This window comes from Vreelandella aquamarina, assembly GCF_020075495.1.
Classification (GTDB): Bacteria; Pseudomonadota; Gammaproteobacteria; order Pseudomonadales; family Halomonadaceae; genus Vreelandella; species Vreelandella aquamarina_A.
The window spans coordinates 164,032-185,697 of record NZ_JABYQT010000002.1; the positions used below are offsets into that span (position 1 = coordinate 164,032).

Sequence of the window (21,666 nt, forward strand, 5' to 3'; positions counted from 1 at the left end):
CGGGCAAAGCTGGAAATGAGGGCAAGGCCGGATATAACGAAGGGCGACTAGCGGATCATTCAAACGTTCGTTACATTGTCGAGGTGGGCGATTCAGCCCGCAAACGCTACGCTGATAAAAATAATTCAGGAGACTGTCATGCGCGTTCTACCCGTTTCACGTTTATTGATGACTGCCGCCCTCAGCGGCACCCTGGCGCTGGCCTCGATAACGGCCACGGCCTATGAGAGTGAGCTTTTCTCGCTGAAGAATCGCTGGGAACACACCATGAGCGACCTGCCGGCCAACCAGCGTGAAAGTACCTTGAAGACCCTGTCCGAGGAAGCCACGGCGCTGGTGAGCGAGAACCCTGATCAGGCCGAACTGCTGGTCTGGCAGGGAATCATCCTGGCGTCCTACGCCCGTGAGCGCGGCGGCCTTGGCGCACTCGGTATCGCGGGTGATGCGCGCGATGCGCTGGAGCGGGCCATTGCACTTGACCCCCAGGGCGGCAACGGCTCGGCCTACGTCACGCTGGGGGCGCTTTACGACAACGTGCCGGGGCGCCCGATCAGCTTTGGAAGCAGTGACAAGGCCCGGCAGATGTTCCAGCGCGCCGTTGAGGTTCGCCCCGACGGTATCGACGTCAACTACTACTACGCCGAGTTCCTGCTTGAAGAGGGCGATACCCAGGCGGCCCGTGAACACGCCGAGCGCGCGGTGAACGGCACCCCGCGTGCCCAGCGCGAGCTTTCCGATGAAGCGCTGCGCCGTGATGCTCAGGCCATGTTGAGCCGCATGTAATCCCGCCCCGGCCAGATTGGCATTCCCGGTAGCAAGCATTGATAATGGAACGATTGTGACTACTGGGAGTGCCGCATGGCATTCATTGCTGAGACTCCATCGCTGGCCACGCCGCTCTATGGCCGCGACGATATTGAACTGATCGAGCGCAAGACACTCTATCAGGGGTTTTTCCGACTTGAAGCTCTGGAGCTTCGCCACCGCCTGTTCGAAGGTGGCTGGAGCAGACCCATGCACCGCGAAGTCCATAGCCGCTTTGATGCGGTGGGCGTGCTGCTGTATGACCCCGCACGAGATGCGCTGGTGCTCATCGAGCAGTTCCGGGCCGGGGCGGTCGATGACCCCGTCTCGCCCTGGAAGCTTGAGCTGGTAGCGGGGCTTGTGGAGCAGGGGGAATCCCTCGAGGAGGTCGCCCGTCGCGAAGCCCAGGAGGAAGCGGGCTGCACGGTGGGAGCGTTGACCTTGCTGCACAGCTACTACCCAAGCCCCGGCGCTTGCGATGAGCGCGTGACGCTGTTCTGCGGGCTGGTGGATACTCGGGAGCTGGGCGGAATCCATGGGCTTGAGGAAGAGCACGAAGATATTCGCGTACACGTAGTGGCGTATCCCGCCGCCTGGGAACTCTTGAACCAGGGAAGACTCGACAACGCCATGTGCTTGATTGGCCTGCACTGGCTGGCGGGGCAGCGTGCCTCGTTGCGTGCAGGGTCACGGCGAGCGCTCATGCATAGCGACAACGACGAGGAGTGAGCATGGCGAGAACAGCCTACGTCACCGATTTGAAATCGCTTCAGGGGGAGTGCAGCGCCAATTATCTGCGCCTCTCGCGCCTGGTGGGCGATATGGAGAGCGGGCAGCGCCGTGAGATTGCGCTAAGCAGTGACGAACGCCATTTCGGCGATCTTCAACTGACGGTCGTGGAGCAGGCGCCTTACACCACCATGGTGGACGTTACCCAAAGCGGCCCGTTGGACAGCATCATGGCAGGCCCGCGCATGCGCGTGCACCTGTACCACGATGTGCGCATGGCCGAGGTGACCGACTTTCAGCGTGAGCGCCACTTCAGCGGGCGCTATCGTTATCCCAACGCACGCATGCACCAGCCCGATGAAAAGCTCCAGCTCAACCGTTTTCTGGGCGAGTGGCTGGCCCACGGCCTGGCCCATGGGCACGCCTATGACCTGCCGGAGATACGCTGATGCGACTGGTGCAGATTACCGATGCTCATTTACATGCCGATACCGATGCGCGTTCGCGGGCAGGTGTTCCCTGGGAGCATTTTCAACGAGTGCTTGCTGCGGTCATGGCCGAGCGACCGGATATCATCGTATTTACCGGGGATATCAGCCAGGACGAAACGCCAGCCTCCTATGCCCTTGCCAGAGAAGCCATGGCCACGCTGCCATGTCCCTGGTTCTGGCTGCCGGGCAATCACGACCAGATTGAGCTGATGCGCGCTGAACACCCACTGCTGGACGAGGTGGATATGCAGCAGTGGCGTATGCTGCTGCTGAACACGCAGGTGGCAGGCCAGCCCCATGGCGAGCTGGGCAGCGAGCAGTTGATGGCGTTGGCGGCTCGGCTGGAAGCAGATGACCGGCCTACCTTGATCGCCATGCACCACCCGCCAGTAGATGTGGGAGCGGCCTGGATGGATGCCATTGGCCTGTCGGACCGTGATGCCTTCTGGCAGGTGCTGAGCGCCTATCCTCAGGTCAGGCTGGTGCTGTTTGGTCATGCGCATCAGGCCCACGCCCAGCACTTCGAGGCAGGCGAAGGCCGTATCGGGGTGTATGGGTGCCCGGCCATGTCGGACCAGTTCATGCCCGGCGCCGATGCCTTTGCCATCGATGAAGCTTCACGTCCTGGCTATCGGGTAGTCGACCTGCGCGGCGAGCAGTGGGAGACCTGGATCGAGCGCGTCGACGTTTAGGTGATAAAAGAATAAAAAGATAGTTATTAATTCTTTTGGGTTATTATCGACTCGGCGTTACTCTACTCACAATCAAACGTATAGCGTTTCAACTCAGCATGTACTGCAGGCTTGAATCGATCGGCTTGTTTTGTGAGGTAGCAGACCATGACTCAGTTCTCCACACTCTCTTCGACGCCGCGGCGCGAGGCGCCCGGGGCGCTCAGCGCCGCGCGTCAGACCCACCTGAAACAGCTTGAAGCCGAATCCATTCACATCATTCGTGAAGTCGCGGCTGAGTTCAGCAACCCGGTCATGATGTACTCGATCGGCAAGGACTCCTCGGTGATGCTGCATCTGGCGCGCAAGGCGTTCTACCCCGGTATACCGCCGTTCCCGCTGTTGCACGTGGATACCACCTGGAAGTTTCGCGAAATGATCGAGTTTCGCAACCGCATGGCAGCCGAGGCGGGTATGGAGCTGATCGTGCATACCAATGAAGAGGGGCGGGCGGCCAATATCAACCCGTTCGACCATGGCAGCGCGAAATACACCGATATCATGAAGACCCAGGCGCTCAAGCAGGCGCTGGACAAGCATGGCTTCGACGCCGCCTTTGGCGGTGCCCGGCGCGATGAGGAGGCGTCGCGGGCCAAGGAGCGCGTCTACTCCTTTCGCGACAAGTACCACCGTTGGGATCCCAAGAATCAGCGCCCGGAGCTCTGGAACATCTACAACGCCAAGGTCAACAAGGGCGAGTCGATCCGCGTCTTCCCGCTCTCCAACTGGACCGAGCTCGATATCTGGCAGTACATCTATCTGGAGTCGATTCCGATCGTGCCGCTGTACTTCTCCGCCAAGCGCCCGATCGTCGAGCGTGACGGCATGCAGGTCATGGTCGATGATGACCGCCTGCCGCTGGCGCCAGGTGAAGTGCCCGAAGAGAAGTCGGTGCGCTTCAGAACGCTGGGCTGCTACCCGCTGACCGGCGCGGTGGAATCCGAAGCGGCAACGCTCCCGGAAATCATTCAGGAAATGCTCCTGACCCGCACCAGTGAGCGCAGTGGTCGCGCCATCGATCGCGACCAGATAGGTTCCATGGAGAAGAAAAAGCGCGAGGGGTACTTCTGATGTCTCACCAGTCCAACTTGATCGCCGACAATATCGAGCAGTACCTGCACGAGCACGAGAACAAGGATCTTCTGCGGTTCATTACCTGCGGCAGCGTGGACGACGGCAAGTCGACGCTGATCGGCCGCTTGCTGCACGACTCCAAGATGATCTTCGAAGATCAGCTTGCGGCGATTACCCAGGCCTCCAAGACCAGCGGCACCACCGGGGATGCGGTGGATCTGGCGCTGCTGGTCGATGGCCTGCAGTCCGAGCGCGAGCAGGGCATTACCATCGATGTCGCCTACCGGTTCTTCTCTACCGACAAGCGCAAGTTCATCATTGCCGACACGCCGGGGCACGAGCAGTACACGCGCAACATGGCCACCGGCGCTTCCACCGCGAGCCTGGCGATCATTCTGATCGATGCGCGCTATGGCGTGCAGACCCAGACACGTCGTCACAGCTTCATTGCCGACCTGCTGGGTATTCAGCATCTGGTGATCGCGGTCAACAAGATGGATTTGATGGGCTTTTCCGAGCAGCGCTTCAACGAAATCGTCGAAGAGTACCGCACCTTTGCCACCAATCTTCAGGCAAGCGACATCCGGTTCGTGCCACTGTCGGCACTCAATGGCGACAACGTCGTCAACCGCAGCGAACAGACGCCTTGGTACAGTGGCGAAACGCTGATCGAGCTTCTCGAAAACACCGAGATCAGCCGCGACCAGAACCTGAGCGATCTGCGCCTGCCGGTACAGTACGTGAACCGGCCGAATCTGGATTTCCGCGGCTACTGCGGCACCCTGGCTGCCGGCGTGCTGCGCCCGGGGCAGGCAGTGAAAGCGCTGCCTTCTGGCAAGACGTCCAAAGTGGCACGCGTGGTTACCTACGATGGCGATTTGAGCGAGGCTTACCCGGGCCAGGCGATTACCGTCACCCTGGAAGACGAGATTGATATCTCTCGCGGCGACTGGCTGGTAAGCGCCGAGGCCGAGGTGCCGCTCTCCAACGCCTTGACCGCCGATATCGTATGGATGCACGAGACGCCGCTGACGCCGGGCAAGCTTTATGACTTCAAGCTTGCCACCCGCGACCTTTCCGGTCAGGTGCGGGCCATCGAGTATCAGGTGGACGTCAATACGCTCGAAAAACACTCAACGGATGCGCTGGAGCTGAACGCCATCGCGCGCTGCGAAGTGGAGCTGACCGCGGCCATTCCGGTGGATGACTACCGCACCAGCCCCGGTACCGGCAGCTTCATCATCATTGACCGATTGACCAACGTGACCGTCGGGGCGGGGATGATACGCGCGGTGGCATCCAGTGAGGGCAGCAATGCGCCCACCACCGACTGGGCTGCTTTCGAGCGTGACCTGAACGCGCTGGTCAGAAAGCATTTCCCGCACTGGGAGGCCAAGGATATTCGCGAGCTGTTCTAGATCGAATGTCTGAAAGGCAAAAGCCGCCGCTATCACTAGCGGCGGCTTTTTTTTTGCGCTTGGCTTACTTGGCGTTCGGGAAGAACAGCTGCTGGCCGTTGACTTCGAAATCGGCAATGGCCTGCTGGCCCTCGTCAGACAGCAGCCACTTGTGCCACTCGTTGGCCAGGTCCTGCTTCAGGTACGGATTGTTCTCGGTGGACAGCAGCAGGCTGCCATACTGGTTGAACAGCGCTTCATCGCCTTCGAACAGCAGGGTCAAATCCTGCGGGTTCTCGAACGCGACCCAAGTGGCACGATCAGTAAAGGTGTAGGCATTCATGCCGGCGGCGGTGTTGAGCGTCTGGCCCATGCCGCTGCCCAGCTCGCGGTACCACTCGCCCTGGGCGGTCACGCCTGCGTCTTCCCACATGCGTAGCTCGGCGCGGTTGGTGCCGCTGTCGTCGCCGCGGGAGGCGAAGGGCGACTCGCTCTCGGCGATCAGCGCAAAGGCCTCTGCCGCGCTTTCACTATCGCGAATCCCGGCCGGGTCGTCGCTGGGGCCTACCAGCACGAAGTCGTTGTACATCACATCCTGGCGCTCGGTGGCGTAGCCGTCGGCCACGAACTGCTCTTCACCGGCAGTATCGTGAACCAGGAGGCTGTCGGCATCGCCGCGACGGGCAATCTCGAATGCCTGACCGGTACCTACCGCGACCACTCGAACATCGATGCCGGTGGCATCGGTGAACGCAGGGATGATGGCATCGAACAGGCCTGAGTTCTCGGTGGAGGTGGTGGAGGCCAGCGTGATGAAGTCATCCTCGGCGAGCAGCGAGGCGCTCCAGGAAAGGCTGATCAAGCCGGCGGTTACCATGGTTGTCATTTTCTGCATGCGTCTGCTCCTTGCTGATGGTGGGGGCTGCGTGGTCACCACACAAGCTCTCCCCGAATAAAGGCGGCTGCCTCGGGCGAATGCGGTATATCGAAAAAGCGATCTGCAGGGGTGTGCTCCAGTGCCTGCCCGCCGTACATGAAAATGATGTCATCGGCCAGGCGGCGTGCCTGATGAAGATCGTGGGTCGCCATGATGATGCGCGTGCCCTGCTGGTGAAAAGCGTTGACCGCGTCTTCCACCGCCTTGATGGCGGCGGGGTCCAGGGCCGAGGTGGGCTCATCCAGAAACAGCACGGATGGATCGAGCAGCCAGGCTCTGGCAAGCGCCAGGCGCTGCTGCTCACCGCCGGAAAGTACCCGCGCCGGGCGCTTGGACAGGGCAGCGAGGCCGAAACGCTCCAGCACATCGAGCGCGCGCGCCTTGCGCTGGGCGCGTGGCACTCGACGAATCGCCAGCACGTAGGTCAGGTTTTCCAGCGCCGAGCGGCGCAGCAGTACCGGGCGCTGAAATACCATGGCTTGGACCGGGGTGGCGCCTTGCCAGCGAACCTGGCCGCCGCTGGGGCGCAAAAGCCCATGGGCCAGGCGCATCAGCAGGCTTTTGCCCGCACCGTTAGGACCCATGATCAGGGTGCGGCGGCAGCCGGAAAACGTCACGCTGGTTGGCATCAGTAGGCGGTGGCCACGGTGTTCGAAACGTACCTGATCAAAATGAAGAGGGGCGATGTCCGTGGATATGGTCGTTTCAACATTCATCCCAGGCGCCTTTTGGCCATTTCACTGACCACATGGGCCAGCGCGTTGATCAGGGTGACCAGGCTCAGCAGGATAATGCCCAGGCCAAGTGCGAGCGGCAGGTTGCCCTTGCTGGTTTCCAGCACGATGCTGGTGGTCATGACTCGGGTGACGCCATCGATATTGCCGCCCACGATCATGACGGCCCCTACCTCGGCACTGGCGCGGCCAAAGCCTGCCAGAATCACGGTCAGAAGACCGAAGCGGGCATCCCAGAGCAGCGTCGGGATCATGCGCAGCGGCCTTACGCCCAGCGAGTGCAATTGCTCGGCGTACTCCTGGTGCAGTGACTCTATCTGCTGGCGTGTCAGGGCAGCAATGATGGGCAGCACCAGAATGACCTGTGCCACCACCATGGCGCCTGGCGTAAACAGCAACCCCCAATGACCCAGGGGCCCGGCACGCGAAAGCAACAGGTAGACGCAAAGCCCGGCCACCACCGGCGGCAAGCCCATGAGAGCATTGAGCATCACGATGACGATATTGCGCCCTGGAAAGCGCCACAGGGCGAGGGCAGCACCGAGCGGCAAGGCCAGCAGGCTGGCCAGCGCCACGGCAATAAGCGATACCTGAAGCGACAAGGCGACAATATCGAAAAGCCTGTGATCCATTCCCAGAATCAAGGTGAGTGCCGTATAGAAAGGGTTATCGCTTGCCGACATGATGTTCCGCAGGGTTATGTTTCAAGCCGGCATTATTTACGTTATGTTAGCTAAATGCACTGATGCCTGAAATATATGCAGCTATATGCAGTAAAATGAGGGGTTGACCATGTCAAGGGAGTATCTGACGACCAGCGAAGTGGCTGACTATCTACGCCTCAAGGAGCGCAAGGTATACGATCTGGTACGTCAGGGGCAGATCCCCTGTAGCCGGGCAACGGGAAAGCTGCTGTTTCCTCGTCAGCAGATTGATATGTGGTTGCTCAATCATCTGGAGGGCGATCAGGCTCAGCGCTTGGCGCTGCCTGCGGTGCTGGCCGGCAGCCAGGACCCGCTCTTGGAGTGGGCGGTGCGTGAAAGCGCCAGCGAGCTTGCGCTGCTTTGCCATGGCAGCTGGGATGGCGTGCGCCGCCTGGTCGATGGCAAGGCAATGCTGGCCGGTGTGCACCTGCTTCATCCCGAGACACAGCGCTACAACGACCCCGCCGTGCTGGGTCTTGGCGGTATGCGCGACCTGATCATCCTGCACTGGGCAGTGCGGCGTCAGGGGCTGCTGGTAGCACCGGGCAATCCGCTGGGCATCCAGTCGCTCCAGGATATTGTCCGCAAGGAGTTGACGGTGGCCCATCGGCAGCTCGATGCCGGCGCCGCGCAGTTGCTTGAATGCCTGCTCGACAACGCCGCCATCGACCCACGTCAAATTGGCTGGGCGCCTCATGCCTCGCAAAGTGAAGATGATCTGGCGCTCAGCATTCGCCAAGGGGATGCTGATGTAGGGCTGGGTGTCGAGGCTGCCGCGCGTCGCCAGCAGCTTTCGTTCATTGCCCTGCACGAGGAGTCGTTTGATCTTTTGATGCCTCGCCGAAGCTATTTCGAACCGCCGATCCAGGCCCTGATCGCGTTTACCCGGCAGACGCGTTTCAAGCAGCAGGCCGAGGCATTGGGGGGCTACGATATTCGTCGGTTGGGCTGCGTGTTGTACAACGCTTGAGCACGTCGTTACTGGCCCGGTTCGGTTTCCATGCTTGACGATTATACATGATGGTCCACACTGTTAAGGCGTTGGTTAACACAGCCAGCGCCAACCTCATCACGAAATGGAGAGCATGATGAATCAAGCATTAAACGGTAAACGCGTTGCAATTTTGTCCGCTGATGGTTTTGAAGAGTCCGAACTGAGCGTGCCGCGGGCAGCGCTTCAAAAAGCAGGCGTCGAGGTACATGTAATTACGCCTGAAGGTAAAGGTATTCGTGCCTGGGCCGAAACCGAATGGGGTGACACCTACGAAGCCGACAAGGCGCTGTCTGACGTCAACGAATCTGACTACCACGGCCTTGTACTGCCAGGTGGCCTGTTCAACCCGGATGAGCTGCGCATGAACGACGACGCCTTGAGCTTCGTGAAAGCGTTCTTCCAGGCGGGCAAGCCGGTTGCCGCTATCTGCCACGCGCCTTGGATCCTGATTAACGCAGGCGTTGTAGAAGGCCGCAAGATGACCTCGGTGCCAAGCGTGGCCCAAGACCTGCGCAATGCCGGTGCCAACTGGGTAGACGAGGCCGTGGTGTGTGATAACGCCCTGGTCACCAGCCGCACCCCGAAAGATCTGGATGCGTTTAACGCCAAGCTCCTCGAAGAGCTACAGGAAGGTCGCCATTCAGGCCAGCACGCCTAATGTCCTGGCTGACGCCGTGGACGAGCTTTTTCAAAAGGCTTGTCCACGTTATCGCAAAACCCATGAAGCGAGACCGTGGTCATGGGGGGATGATGGTACATCCCTACCGTGGTTACGGTTCTTCTGATGAAGTATTCGTCATGGGGCGAGTGTTTCGTCAAGCTGCACTCGGCCGCGCCATCCCCCGGCGCGGTATCCTTCGTGACACGGCCGATGTCACCCGGCGTATCTTTCGCCGCGGTCTTGCCAATGCGCAGGTCGACATTCGGATTGGTAAAAACGAGCTGACCCTCGCGACGGATCGCGACGGCTACTTCGACGCCCACCTGCCGATTACTCATTCACTTCCCATCGACGTCTCCTGGCATCGAGCGGATATTCATGTACGGGCAGAAGGGCAGTCACCGGTACGTACCGATGTAGAGGTATACATTCCGCCGCCGGAAACGGACCTGCTGGTCATCAGTGATATCGATGATACGGTGATGTTCACCGGTGTCGCGGAAAAGCTGAAGATGCTTTATCGCCTGTTCGTGCGTAAACCGCACCGCCGCACGGCGTTTCCTGGCGTGGCTTCGCTTTATCAGGCCCTGCACCGTGGCGAAACTGAAAAGGCCGAACGTCCCATCCTGTATGTTTCGCGGGGGCCGTGGGCCATCTACGAGATGCTGGAAGCGTTTTTCCAGCTCAACCGCATTCCCGTCGGGCCGATTCTGTTTCTTCGCGAATGGGGAATTTCGCTACGCCATCCCTGGCCGCGTAAGGCTGAAGCGCACAAGCGTATGCTGATTGATCGCATGCTCACGCTGTTCGACGAACTGCCGTGCATTTTGATTGGCGACAGTGGCCAGCATGACCCGGAAGTGTATACCGAAATCGTCAAGGCCTATCCCGGCCGTATCAAGGCGATCTATATCCGCCGTGTGGACAAGGACCCGAAGCGTGAACAGGCCATCCAGCGCCTGCACGATGAGCTTGCCGATACCGACTGCGAGCTGGTGCTGGCCCCGGACAGTATACTGATTGCCGAGCATGCCCACGCCAATGGCGATATTTCTGCTCGTGGCCTCGAGGCCGTTATTCGAGATGTCAAAGAGCATCGTGAAGAAGAGCGCCGCGAAGCCAGAGGGTGTTGAGGTGTTGCACACTCGGCGTACGTGGTAAAACGGCTGCTCAAACTACCGGGTAACCCAATACCATGCTCGTTGTGCTCCTCCTTTTCGTTCTGGCCATTTTCGTTCTGCCCAATGTATGGGCCAAATGGGTGCTCGAAAGGCATCGTAAAGGGCGTGAAGACTACCCCGGTAGCGGCGCCGAGCTTGCCGAGCATCTGCTGCGCCGTCTGGGAATAGAAGGTGCCACGGTAGAGCGCACCGAACACGGCGACCACTACGACCCGCAGGCGCGCTGCGTGCGGCTTGCAGACGAGCACTACGATGGCCGTTCGCTGACCGCGGTAACGGTGGCCGCCCACGAAGTAGGCCACGCCCTTCAGCATCATCAGGGCTACGCACCGCTGATGGCGCGTAGCCGCCTGGTCAATGTGGCTCAAAAGGCCGAAAAACTCGGCGCGTTACTGATGATGGCTGCTCCCTTCCTGTTTCTGCTCACGCGTGTGCCCGGCGGGCTGGCGCTGGTAATCGCCATGGCTGTCATCAGCTTTGGCACCGCCGCCATCGTGCATCTGGTTACCCTGCCGGTGGAGTTCGATGCCAGCTTCAACCGCGCGCTGCCGCTTTTGAAAGAGTACGTGCCGCCTTACGACATGCCGGGCGCCCGGCACGTGCTCACCGCCTGCGCCTTTACCTACGTGGCTGCCTCGCTTGCCAGCATCTTGAACCTGGGGCGCTGGCTGGTGATTCTGCGTCGGTAATATGATCAACTGAGCCTATTCAGGCTTGTTGGCAATAAGCACCGCCCGCCGCGGCGCGGGGTAGCCTTCAATAGTGCGTGTACGGTCATCGGGGTCGAGAAAGTCCGCCAGTGACTGGTAGGTCATCCACTCGGTGGAGCGCTGCTCATCGAGCGTGGTGGCTGCTTCATCCACCACGCGGATATTGGTGAAGCCGCAGCGGCCAAGCCAGTGGCACAGCGCCTTTGAGGAGGGCAGGAAGTAGACGTTGGGCATCGCAGCGTAGCGCTCGCCGGGCACCAGGACCGTCTGCTCGTCGCCTTCGACTACCAGGGTTTCCAGTACCAGCTCGCCGCCGGGGGCCAGGGCCGCTTTCAACTGCTGAAGATGTTCAAAAGGGGAGGCACGGTGGTACAGCACGCCCATGGAAAATACCGTATCGAAAAAGCCGAGATTTTCCGGCACGTCTTCGATACCCACGGGCAGAAACTGGGTTCGCCCGCCGTCGGCATCGCCAACGAAGTGGCGTACCGCCTGAAACTGCCAGTAAAAGCGCGGTGAAGGGTCGATCACCAGCACGAACGCCGCGCCGGCGCCGGCCATTCGCCAGGCGTGATAACCGCTGCCGCCGCCTACGTCCAGCACCTTGCGGTACTTGAGGGGCGCCAGGTGCGGGGCGACTCTTTGCCATTTCCAGTCCGAGCGCCATTCGGTATCGATGTGGATCCCGCCCAGCGAATAGGGGCCCTTGCGCCAGGGTGCAAGCTTTCTGAGCAGGTTGAAGCACTGGCGCTGCTGGCTTTCGCTGAGGTCGAGATCCACCGTCAGCGTATCGCTTTCAAGGTTCACATGACGCTCGGCGGGCAGGGCGGGCAGCTTGGCCACGGCCTTTTCCCAGGCGGGCAGATCGCCGTGGCGCTGGCGATCAAGCCCCTTGGCGAGCTGCTCGGGCAATCGGGCAAGCCAGGTAGTCAGGCCCTGATCCAGAAATGCCTGGTATAGCGCGCGGTGGTCGGCGGGAATGTCCACTCATGCCTCCTTGAATGCGATGACCGAGGCAAAGTTCAGGTACTGAAACCAGGTCACCGAGCGCGGGAAGCCGGCCTGCTGCAGACGTTCGTGCAGCGCGTCCAGGGTATCGGGAATCAGCACGTTCTCGAGCGCGGTGCGCTTCTGGCTGATCTCCAGGTCGCTGTAGCCGTTGGCGCGCTTGAAGTCGTGGTAGCGCTCTACCCGCCAGGCGTTGTCCTGCTCGTCGGCATCAATGGTCTTTTCCGAAAGGATCAGTACGCCGCCGGGTTCCAGCGCGTCATAAAGGCGCTTCAACAAGGCATCGCGGTCCGCCGGAGGAAGAAACTGCAGGGTAAAGTTGAGAATGATCATGCCTGATGGCGAATAATCCAGAACACGGATATCTGCCTCCTCCACGCGCATGGCGTAATCCGGGCACTCGTCGCTGAAGGTTTGGCGGGCGCGCTCGGCCATGGCGGGAGAGAGATCGACCCCGGTATAGCGAAACGCATCAGGTTCCAGCGCGCCAGCCAGGGCCAGGCCCGAGGCGCCCAGCGAGCAGCCGAGATCATACACATGAGCGCCATGGCGCAGGTGGCGCTGGGCAATCAGGCTCAGCATGCCCAGAATCTGGCCGTAGCCCGGCACCGAACGGCGGATCATGTCGGGAAAGCAGGCCACGACCTGCTCGTCGAAGGAGAAACGCGCTACTCGATCAAGGGGTGTCGAAAAGATAGCGTCACGGTAAGATGCATTACTCATTGGCAAGCCGGGAGTCATCAAAAAGGGGGGATAGTTTACGCGCCCTGATTTGACCAGAACAGACCCGCGCTGCATGGTTCGCCGCCACAGGAGAGGGAAAATGGCCTCAGCATCACGCGCTACCCCCGATAAACTGCCCGCCTGGCAGACGCTCAAACAGCATGCCGAGGAGCTGAAAGGCGTCCATCTGAAAACGCTGTTTGGTTCGGATCAGAGCCGCTGGTCGAATTTCACCCGTCAAGTGGCGGGCCTGACGCTGGACCTTTCCAAGCAGCGCTGGGATGACGACACCCTTGAGCACCTGCTGGCGCTGGCCCACGATGCCGGTGTGCCCGGGGCCATCGATTCGCTTTTGAGTGGCAAGCGGGTGAACGTGAGTGAAAATCGTCCGGCTCTGCACACCGCGCTGCGCCTGCCGGCAGATGCCACGCTCAATGTCGAGGGCGAGGATATCGTGGCCGGCGTGCACGAGAGCCTGGCCCAGATGGAGCGCCTGGTGTGCCGGCTGCACGCAGGGCAGTGGCGTGGGGCGACCGGCAAGCCGATTCGTCATGTGGTGAATCTCGGCGTGGGTGGCTCGGACCTTGGGCCGCTGATGGTGACGCACGCGCTCGCCGATTGCCGCCCGGACGATATTCATCCGGTAGAAGTGCACTTCGCCTCTACCATGGACGGCTCGCAGCTGGCCGACTACCTGAGCCGCTTCAATCCTGAAACGACGATCTTCGTGCTCTCGTCGAAGTCGTTTACCACTATCGACACGCTCTCCAATGCCAACACCGCGCGGGACTGGCTGCTTGGCCGCCTGACCCAGCAGGGCGATTTCGTCAGTACCCCGGCGGTGAGCGCCGAGCTGATCGTGCGCCAGCACTTCATTGGCGTGTCGGCCAGCCCCCAGAAAATGAGCGAATGGGGCATTGCGCCGGATCATCAGCTCACGTTCTGGGAGTGGGTGGGGGGACGCTACTCGCTGTGGGGCACCATTGGCCTGCCGATTGCGCTGGTGATAGGCATGGACCATTTCCGCGAACTGCTGGCCGGGGCGCATGCCATGGACCGCCACTTTCGTGAAGCGCCCATGGAGGACAACCTGCCGGTGCTGCTGGCGCTGGCGGGCATCTGGAACGTCAACTTTCTGGATATCCGCGCTCACTCGATTCTGCCCTACGACGGCCGCCTCGAGTATTTCGCGGCCTACCTAGAGCAGCTCGAGATGGAGTCCAATGGCAAATCGGTTACCCGCCAGGGGCAGGCAGTCAGCTATTCGACCTGCCCGGTGCTCTGGGGCCAGCTGGGCCCCAACGCCCAGCACGCTTTCTACCAGCTTCTGCATCAGGGTACCCAGCCGGTGGTATGCGACTTCATTGCCCCGCTCAAGCGCTACGATGAAGTGGAAGACCCGGATACCCGCCGTCATCTGAAATCCCAGCACCGTCTGGCGCTGGCCAACTGCTTTGCCCAGTCGCGGGTGCTGATGCTCGGTGATGACGCACTGGAAGATGATGGCCCGCGCCCGGAGCACAAGCGCTACCGCGGCAACCAGCCCTCGACCACGGTACTGCTGGACAAGCTGACCCCGCACAGCCTGGGCGCGCTGATCGCGCTTTATGAGCACAAGGTATTCGTGCAGGCCGTCATCTGGGATATCAACCCGTTTGACCAGTGGGGCGTGGAGCTTGGCAAGCAGATTGCCACCGACACCCAGGCGATCATCGACGGCGAAGGCGATGTCTCTCGCATGGATGCCTCCAGTCGTGGTTTGATCGAGGCGTTCTGGGCTGCCGAGCAGAATGAATAACTGCTTCTGATATCGATAAAAAAAGCGCCGGGTGCTTTTTTCATCACGCAATAGATATGGCTGGATATACAGCTTTTTGCTATTCTAGCGCTCTTTGTCGGCTGCCTGTAAGAGTCACAGGCGGCTGCCAGCTTTACCCTTCAGGAACCGACGTTACATGACCCAGTTTGATGCCTCTCAGTACGGCGCGAGCTCTATCGAAGTCCTGTCCGGGCTCGAGCCGGTACGTAAGCGTCCCGGTATGTACACCGACACCTCCCGGCCCAATCACCTTGCCCAGGAGGTAATCGACAACAGCGTGGACGAAGCGCTGGCCGGCCATGCCTCCGCGATTCGTGTCATGCTGCACAGCGATGGCGCCATCGAAGTGCAGGATAACGGCCGTGGCATGCCGATTGACCTTCATCCCGAGCACGGCGTCTCCGGGGTGGAGCTGATCCTTACCAAGCTGCACGCAGGCGGCAAGTTCTCCTCCTCGAGCTACCGTTTCTCCGGCGGCCTGCACGGGGTGGGCGTTTCGGTGGTCAACGCGCTCTCAAGGCGCCTGGAAGTGGAGGTGACCCGCGGTGGCGCGCGTCACGCCATCGCCTTCGAATTCGGCGAAAAGGTCGAGGAGCTGCACGAGATCGGCAAGGCCGCCAAGCGGGCTACCGGCACGCTGGTGCGCTTCTGGCCCGACGAGAGCTACTTCGACAGCCCCAAGCTCGCCGTTTCAAAACTGAAGCACCTGCTGCGCGCCAAGGCGGTACTGTGCCCCGGGCTTGCGGTCACTTTGGTCGAGCCGGTCGGCACCACCACCGAGTGGGCCTATGCCGACGGCCTGCGCGACTACCTGGCCGAAGCTACCGACGGCTATGAGGTACTGCCAAGCGCGCCCTTCGTGGGTCACTTCAGCGATGACGAGCACGGCGTCGACTGGGCCATCCAGTGGCTGCCGGAAGGCGGCGAATCGCTGCTGGAAAGCTACGTCAACCTGATCCCTACGCCTCAGGGCGGCACCCACGTCAACGGTCTGCGCTCCGGGCTGCTGGATGCGCTGCGCGAGTTCTGTGAATACCGCAACCTGCTGCCCCGGGGTATCAAGCTGACCGCCGACGATCTCTGGGAGCGCGCCTCCTTCGTGCTCTCGGTGAAGATGCTCGACCCCCAGTTTGCCGGGCAGACCAAGGAGCGCCTTTCATCGCGCACCATTGCAGGCTTCGTGTCTGGCGTGGTGAAGGATGCATTCTCGCTGTGGCTCAATCACCATATCGACCAGGCCGAACAGCTGGCGGAGCTTGTCATCAGCGCCGCCCAGAACCGGCAGAAGAAAGCCAAGAAGGTGGCGCGCAAGAAGGTGACCTCGGGCCCGGCGCTGCCCGGCAAGCTGGCGGATTGCTCGGGCCAGGACCCGGCATTGAGCGAGCTGTTTCTGGTCGAGGGCGACTCCGCCGGCGGCAGCGCCAAGCAGGCGCGCAACCGTGACACTCAAGCGATCCTGCCCCTGCGCGGCAAGATTTTGAATACCTGGGAGGTGGAATCCCACGACATCTACAGCTCTCAGGAAGTGCACGATATTGCCGTGGCGATTGGTGCAGATCCCAACAGCGCCGATCTTGAAAAGCTGCGCTATCACAAGATATGCATCCTGGCCGATGCCGACTCCGACGGCCTGCACATCGCCACGCTCCTGTGCGCGCTGTTTGTTCGCCATTTCCCCGCACTGGTGGATGCAGGCCACGTGTTCGTCGCCATGCCGCCCCTTTACCGCATCGACCTGGGCAAGGAGGTGCATTACGCCCTGGACGAAAGCGAAAAGGCCGCGATTCTCAAGCAACTGGCGAAAAAGCGTGGCACCCCGAACGTACAGCGTTTCAAGGGGCTGGGTGAAATGAGCCCCCTGCAGCTGCGTGAAACCACCATGGCCGTCGAGACACGCCGCCTGGTGCAACTGACCCTGAACGATGGCGATGGCACCATGGAAATGATGGATATGCTGCTGGCCAAGAAACGTGCCGGTGACCGCAAGAAATGGCTGGAAGATTACGGCAACCTCGCAGACATTGAGGTATAACTCCCGATGACCATGGATATTCAGGTCGCGGAGGGCGACGTCGAACGTCTCTCCCTGCGCGACTATACCGAAAAAGCGTATCTCGACTACTCGATGTACGTCATCTTGGACCGCGCGCTGCCCAACATCGGCGATGGAATGAAGCCTGTGCAGCGGCGGATCATCTACGCCATGCGCGAGCTGGCGCTCAACGCCAACGCCAAGTACAAGAAGTCGGCGCGTACCGTGGGTGACGTGCTGGGTAAATTCCACCCCCATGGTGACAGCGCCTGCTATGAAGCCATGGTGCTGATGGCCCAGCCGTTCAGCTACCGCTATCCGCTGGTGGATGGCCAGGGCAACTGGGGTAGCCCGGATGATCCCAAATCCTTTGCGGCCATGCGCTACACCGAAGCCAAGCTCTCCAGGTTTGCCGACGTGCTGCTGGGCGAGCTTGGACAGGGCACGGTCGACTGGGCGCCGAACTTTGACGGCACCATGCAAGAGCCCATCGTGCTGCCTGCCAAGCTGCCCCACGTGCTGCTCAACGGCGGCACCGGCATTGCCGTCGGCATGGCCACCGACATCCCGCCGCACAACATTTCCGAGGTAGTCGAAGCGACCTGCCACCTGCTGCGCAATCCGGGTGCCACGACCACGGACCTGCTCGAGTTCATGCCCGCGCCGGATTTCCCGACCGATGCGGAAATCATCACGCCGAGATCGGACCTGCGCAAGCTCTACGAATCCGGCCGTGGTTCGGTCAAGCTGCGTGCCCGCTATATCCGCGAAGACGCCAATATCGTGATCACCGCGGTGCCTTACCAGGTCAGCGGTGCCAAGGTGCTCGAGCAGATCGCCGCGCAGATGCAGGCCAAGAAACTGCCCATGGTGGCGGACCTTCGCGATGAATCGACCCACGAAGAGCCCACGCGCCTGGTGATCGAGCCGCGCTCCAGCCGCGTGGATGTCGAGTCGCTCATGGCGCACCTGTTTGCCACCACGGATCTCGAGAAGAACGTGCGGGTCAACATGAACGTGATCGGACTCGACGGCCGCCCGCGGGTCATGCCGTTGCCGGAACTGCTGGGTGAATGGCTGCAGTTCCGGCGCAGCACTGTACGTCGGCGTCTCGAGCACCGCCTGGGCAAGGTGGAAGACCGCCTGCATATTCTGGAAGGCCTGCTGGCGGCCTACCTCAACCTCGATGAAGTCATCCGTATCATTCGTGAAGAGGATGAACCCAAGGCCGCCTTGATAAGCGCGTTCGGGCTTTCCGAGCGTCAGGCGGAAGCCATTCTGGAGCTGCGCCTGCGCCACCTTGCCAAGCTCGAAGAGATGAAGATTCGCGGCGAGCAGGATGAACTCGAGAAAGAGCGCAAGCGGCTGCAGGGCCTGCTGGGCAGCGATGCCAAGCTGACTACGCTGATCGAAAAAGAGATTCGTGCCGCCGGCAAGGAGCACGGTGACGAGCGCCGCTCGCCGCTGGTGGAGCGTGCCGAATCCAAGGCACTTTCCGAAGTGGAACTGCTGGGGGCCGACCCGATCACCGTGGTGCTCTCGGATAAAGGGTGGATCCGTGCCGCCAAGGGCCACGATATCGACCCCGAAGGACTCTCCTACAAGGCCGGCGACAGCTTCCACCTGGCCGGACGGGGCAAGACCAACCAGCCGCTGGTACTGCTGGATGATACCGGGCGCGCCTATACGCTGGCTGCTCACAACCTGCCCAGTGCCCGTGGGCAGGGCGAACCGGTCACCGGACGGGCAAACGTATCGGCAGGCGCTCAGATGGCCGGGCTGATGCTCGCACCGCCGGAGCGGCGCTTTATTCTGGCAAGCGATGGTGGCTACGGGTTCATGGCCCGGCTTGACGCGCTGACCGGCAAGAACAAGGCCGGCAAGGCGGTGCTCAGCCTGCCCAAGGGGTGCAGCGTCATGGCCCCGGTCGAAGTGCCTGAAGGTGAAGGCCACTGGGTGGCTGCGGTTTCCAACGAAGGGCGGCTGCTGCTGTTCCCGCTCGATCAACTGCCGGAAATGGCCAAGGGTAAAGGCAACAAGATGCTGGATATCCCGGGTCCGCGTGCGGCGCGGCGGGAAGAGTTCGTGCGGGATATCGCTGTGCTCTCCTCAACCGATGCACTGCTGATCCATGCCGGCAAGCGCAAGCTCACGCTGAAAGCGGATGATCTGGCGTACTATCGCGGTGAACGAGGCCGACGCGGCAGCAAGCTGCCACGCGGTTTCCAAAAAGTCGACCGGCTGGAAGCAGGGGAATAGTACATGGCAAGACGATGTTTGATTCGAGCCACCGGCGTGGCTCGTCCGGGGCAGTTGGAAGGTCTGGGCAGGGCGCTTGGCCGAACTGGCGCGCAGCTTCTGGATATCAACCAGAGCGTGACCTTTGGCATGCTTTCACTGGAAGCGCTGGTAGGGCTTGATCACGATAACGCCCTGGAAGCCACGCTGAGCGAAGCGGGTGATGCGCTGGGCCTTGATGTGCAGGCGATTACCGTCGATGCCGAGGATTACCAGCGCTGGAGCAGCGATGCCAGTCTACCGAGATTGATTCTGACGCTCCTGGCACCCAGGCTTCCGGCGGGCATTCTGGCCGAGGTGGGCAGCTTGACCGGCGAGTTCGGCCTAACCGTCGAGCTGATTCACCGTCTTTCCGGGCGTGAATCCCTCGATGGTCAGGCTCCCAGGGGCGGTTCCTGCGTCGAGTGCTGGCTGCGCGGTGAAGGGGCCAATATCGAAGCGCTGCGTGAAAGGGCATTGGCACTGGGCGCCGAGCAGGGGGTAGATATCGCCATCCAGGAAGATTCGATCTGGCGCCGTCATCGCCGCCTGGTATGTTTCGACATGGATTCCACCCTGATCAAGACCGAAGTGATCGACGAGCTGGCAAGACGGCACGGCGTGGGTGAGGAAGTGGCCGAGGTAACCGAGCGTGCCATGCGCGGCGAGCTGGATTTCCAGGCAAGCTTTCGCGAGCGCATGAGCAAGTTGAAGGGCCTGGATGAATCAGTGCTTATCAAGATTGCCGACGAGCTTCCGCTGATGGATGGCGTCGAGCGCTTGATGGCCAACTTGAAACGCTTTGGTTACCGCACCGTGATTCTATCCGGCGGCTTTACCTACTTTGCCCGCCATTTGCAGGAGAAGCTCGGCTTCGACGAAATTCATGCCAATGAGCTGGTCATCGAAAATGGCAAGGTAACCGGCGAGGTGCATGAGCCTATCGTGGATGCCGAGCGCAAGGCGGAGCTTCTGGAGCAGATTGCCCTGCGCGAAGGCTTTACCCTGGAGCAGACCATCGCGGTGGGTGATGGTGCCAATGATCTGAAGATGCTGGCCAAGGCAGGGTTGGGAATCGCCTTTCGTGCCAAACCACTGGTGCGCGCCCAGGCGCGCCAGGCAATTTCCACCTTGGGTATCGATGCGGTGCTGTACCTGATCGGCTACCGTCAGGCGGATCTGATTGATCATGCCGAGTGATCGAACACGGTAACCCGTCTTCCTCAGGCGGCGCTTTGACGCCGCCTGAGGGCGCTACTCTTCGATCAGGCTGATGCCTGGATACTCCTCATGCAGCCTGGCAAGCTTGGCCGCCTCGTTTTTGCTCAGCGCAGGCGAGGTCCATAACGGCTCACCTTCCGCGTCCTTGAGTCCTGCCAGGGTTACCACAAACGTTGCATCGCCCGGTATCTGCGTATTGCCCCATACCCCAAAGCGGTTGGGGGCCAGGCTCCACTTGGCCGTTTCCCCCGGCTCCAGCCCGCCGGAAATCACGTAGTAGAAGGTCTCATTGATCCAGGGGGTGGCGCGGTCATCGCTCTTGACCACGCCTTGCAGTCGTACTTCGGAGATCGCTTCATCCGTGCCGTTGGTCACTTCCAGATCGATTACCGGTTCAGGTGTGCCATACGGACTCTGGCTCATGTAATAGCGCGCGCTATCAATGCGAAAGCGTGCCAGCTGCGCCGCGTCCTGCTCGGCCCGGGCCTGCTTCTCGCTCAGGCGGGTCAATGTGCGCACGGCCTGCTCACGCTCGCGCGCACGCCTCTCACGTAGTATCTCATCGGCACGATGAATGATCTGGTCGCCGGTCAGGCCGTGCATTTGCGCATTGGCCGCTTCGGCAATTTCCGCGCCGTTCATGCGCTTGGGGCTCAACAGCGCCACGCTGCTGAACGAAGGCATTGCCATGATCGCCAGCGCCTTGTCGAACTCGTCGCGCTTGTAGGCGGGCAGGGCTTCGCGCACGTTCTCGATCGAGACCACAGCCGCCGGCATGGAACTGGTGTCGATCTTGGGATCTGAACAGCCAGCCAGCACGCATAACGAAAGCGTAAGCGCGGGCAGGCGTAGGAGGCTCCTCATGCATTCACCTCGAGGCATTGAAAAACGAGTGGAGCTTACCCGAAAGCGTTAGCCACCACTACCATCTCTGCGAATTGTTAAAGTGCGTACCGGACAAAAAAGCGCTGGCGGGCAGGCCAGCGCTCAGGACTCTTCAGTCATCCACGGGTTGCCCGTGGATGGTACGTCAGCCGTGACCCTTATCCGGATGCGGAACCGGCTTGTCGCCTACCTCTTCATCGCGCAGCTCGAACGGCTTGCCTCCGGTGGTATCGGTGTGCGGCAGCTGCAGGTGCAGGCCGGTCTTGGCCAGCAGGTGGGCGCTCACCGGGGCGGTGATGAACAGAAACAGCGTAATGAGCATTTCCTGAATATCCGGTTTACCGTCCACGCTCCAGAAATACGCCATGGAGGCGATCAGCATGCAGCCAATTCCCAGGGTGGTGGCCTTGGTCGGGCCATGCAGGCGCATGTAGAAATCGCGCAGGTGCGCCATGCCCAGCGAGCCGATAAACACGAATATGCCGCCGGCGATCAACAGCAAAGAAATGATGGCTTCTATCAATAGCGGCATCTTACGCCTCCTTGGCAAGCGG

General features: G+C 61.0%; 21 protein-coding genes. 14 read left to right on the top strand and 7 right to left on the bottom strand.

The window, feature by feature from the left end:
- Positions 1-138: 138 nt before the first annotated feature.
- The 6 genes from HW452_RS03405 to cysN all read left to right on the top strand — a co-directional run bounded on the left by HW452_RS03405 (position 139) and on the right by cysN (position 5,247).
- Entirely contained in the window at positions 139-783 is a 645-nt protein-coding gene (locus HW452_RS03405; protein WP_224104699.1) for a tetratricopeptide repeat protein, read from the top strand.
- 75 nt (positions 784-858) lie between these two features.
- A complete protein-coding gene (locus HW452_RS03410) occupies positions 859-1,533 on the top strand; it encodes an NUDIX domain-containing protein (RefSeq protein ID WP_224104700.1) in 675 nt (224 codons plus the stop codon).
- 2 nt (positions 1,534-1,535) lie between these two features.
- The gene (locus HW452_RS03415; RefSeq protein WP_224104701.1) at positions 1,536-1,982 is read left to right on the top strand and encodes a DUF1249 domain-containing protein; all 447 of its coding nucleotides are present in this window, start codon (positions 1,536-1,538) and stop codon (positions 1,980-1,982) included.
- On the top strand, positions 1,982-2,716 hold the full coding sequence (locus HW452_RS03420) for a phosphodiesterase (protein ID WP_224104702.1): 735 nt from the start codon (positions 1,982-1,984) through the stop codon (positions 2,714-2,716). The genes HW452_RS03415 and HW452_RS03420 overlap by 1 nt, the downstream gene beginning before the upstream one ends.
- A gap of 147 nt (positions 2,717-2,863) precedes the next feature.
- The gene (gene cysD / locus HW452_RS03425) at positions 2,864-3,826 is read left to right on the top strand and encodes a sulfate adenylyltransferase subunit CysD (RefSeq protein WP_224104703.1); all 963 of its coding nucleotides are present in this window, start codon (positions 2,864-2,866) and stop codon (positions 3,824-3,826) included.
- Positions 3,826-5,247 carry a sulfate adenylyltransferase subunit CysN gene (gene cysN / locus HW452_RS03430; RefSeq protein WP_224104704.1) on the top strand — a complete coding sequence of 474 codons (1,422 nt, stop codon included), beginning with the start codon at positions 3,826-3,828 and terminating at the stop codon, positions 5,245-5,247. Before cysD ends, cysN begins: the two co-directional genes overlap by 1 nt.
- Before the next feature lie 64 nt (positions 5,248-5,311).
- Here cysN and HW452_RS03435 read toward each other — a convergent pair whose 3' ends face one another.
- Genes HW452_RS03435 through HW452_RS03445 form a run of 3 tightly spaced genes read right to left on the bottom strand, consistent with a single transcriptional unit; the run spans position 5,312 to position 7,580 of the window.
- Positions 5,312-6,121 (bottom strand): substrate-binding domain-containing protein, encoded by an 810-nt coding sequence (locus HW452_RS03435; RefSeq protein ID WP_224104705.1) that lies wholly within the window; start codon positions 6,119-6,121, stop codon positions 5,312-5,314.
- Between the two features lie 35 nt (positions 6,122-6,156).
- Positions 6,157-6,879 carry an ATP-binding cassette domain-containing protein gene (locus HW452_RS03440; RefSeq protein WP_224104706.1) on the bottom strand — a complete coding sequence of 241 codons (723 nt, stop codon included), beginning with the start codon at positions 6,877-6,879 and terminating at the stop codon, positions 6,157-6,159.
- On the bottom strand, positions 6,876-7,580 hold the full coding sequence (locus tag HW452_RS03445) for an ABC transporter permease (protein ID WP_224104707.1): 705 nt from the start codon (positions 7,578-7,580) through the stop codon (positions 6,876-6,878). Before HW452_RS03445 ends, HW452_RS03440 begins: the two co-directional genes overlap by 4 nt.
- Before the next feature lie 109 nt (positions 7,581-7,689).
- Here HW452_RS03445 and HW452_RS03450 point away from each other — a divergent pair, with 109 nt between their 5' ends.
- The 4 genes from HW452_RS03450 to HW452_RS03465 all read left to right on the top strand — a co-directional run bounded on the left by HW452_RS03450 (position 7,690) and on the right by HW452_RS03465 (position 11,126).
- A complete protein-coding gene (locus HW452_RS03450) occupies positions 7,690-8,571 on the top strand; it encodes a helix-turn-helix transcriptional regulator (protein WP_224104708.1) in 882 nt (293 codons plus the stop codon).
- Positions 8,572-8,689: 118 nt separating this feature from the next.
- Positions 8,690-9,253 (top strand): type 1 glutamine amidotransferase domain-containing protein, encoded by a 564-nt coding sequence (locus HW452_RS03455; RefSeq protein ID WP_224104709.1) that lies wholly within the window; start codon positions 8,690-8,692, stop codon positions 9,251-9,253.
- Positions 9,254-9,342: 89 nt separating this feature from the next.
- Positions 9,343-10,389 carry an App1 family protein gene (locus HW452_RS03460; RefSeq protein WP_425348082.1) on the top strand — a complete coding sequence of 349 codons (1,047 nt, stop codon included), beginning with the start codon at positions 9,343-9,345 and terminating at the stop codon, positions 10,387-10,389.
- Positions 10,390-10,451: 62 nt separating this feature from the next.
- Entirely contained in the window at positions 10,452-11,126 is a 675-nt protein-coding gene (locus HW452_RS03465; protein WP_224104711.1) for a zinc metallopeptidase, read from the top strand.
- A gap of 15 nt (positions 11,127-11,141) precedes the next feature.
- Here the strand turns inward: HW452_RS03465 and cmoB are convergent, their stop codons facing one another.
- Together cmoB and cmoA are read right to left on the bottom strand one after the other, a co-directional pair.
- Positions 11,142-12,134, bottom strand: a complete 993-nt coding sequence (cmoB, locus tag HW452_RS03470; protein WP_224104712.1) for a tRNA 5-methoxyuridine(34)/uridine 5-oxyacetic acid(34) synthase CmoB — start codon at positions 12,132-12,134, stop codon at positions 11,142-11,144.
- Positions 12,135-12,878: a carboxy-S-adenosyl-L-methionine synthase CmoA gene (cmoA, locus tag HW452_RS03475; protein WP_224104713.1), complete on the bottom strand. Its 744-nt coding sequence runs from the start codon at positions 12,876-12,878 to the stop codon at positions 12,135-12,137.
- Between the two features lie 100 nt (positions 12,879-12,978).
- Between cmoA and pgi the strand changes: the two genes are divergently transcribed.
- From pgi to serB, 4 genes are all read left to right on the top strand, one after another.
- The gene (gene pgi, locus HW452_RS03480) at positions 12,979-14,676 is read left to right on the top strand and encodes a glucose-6-phosphate isomerase (protein WP_224104714.1); all 1,698 of its coding nucleotides are present in this window, start codon (positions 12,979-12,981) and stop codon (positions 14,674-14,676) included.
- A 157-nt stretch (positions 14,677-14,833) separates the two neighbouring features.
- Positions 14,834-16,729 carry a DNA topoisomerase IV subunit B gene (gene parE / locus HW452_RS03485; RefSeq protein WP_224104715.1) on the top strand — a complete coding sequence of 632 codons (1,896 nt, stop codon included), beginning with the start codon at positions 14,834-14,836 and terminating at the stop codon, positions 16,727-16,729.
- A 6-nt stretch (positions 16,730-16,735) separates the two neighbouring features.
- On the top strand, positions 16,736-18,988 hold the full coding sequence (gene parC, locus HW452_RS03490) for a DNA topoisomerase IV subunit A (RefSeq protein WP_224104716.1): 2,253 nt from the start codon (positions 16,736-16,738) through the stop codon (positions 18,986-18,988).
- 3 nt (positions 18,989-18,991) lie between these two features.
- The gene (gene serB, locus HW452_RS03495; RefSeq protein ID WP_224104717.1) at positions 18,992-20,206 is read left to right on the top strand and encodes a phosphoserine phosphatase SerB; all 1,215 of its coding nucleotides are present in this window, start codon (positions 18,992-18,994) and stop codon (positions 20,204-20,206) included.
- Between the two features lie 54 nt (positions 20,207-20,260).
- Here serB and HW452_RS03500 read toward each other — a convergent pair whose 3' ends face one another.
- Complete coding sequence (locus HW452_RS03500; RefSeq protein ID WP_317986313.1) at positions 20,261-21,091, bottom strand: DUF6694 family lipoprotein; 831 nt, start codon at positions 21,089-21,091, stop codon at positions 20,261-20,263.
- Positions 21,092-21,257: 166 nt separating this feature from the next.
- Positions 21,258-21,644, bottom strand: coding sequence for a Na+/H+ antiporter subunit G (locus HW452_RS03505; protein ID WP_224104718.1), 387 nt, complete (start codon positions 21,642-21,644; stop codon positions 21,258-21,260).
- Positions 21,645-21,666: the final 22 nt, after the last annotated feature.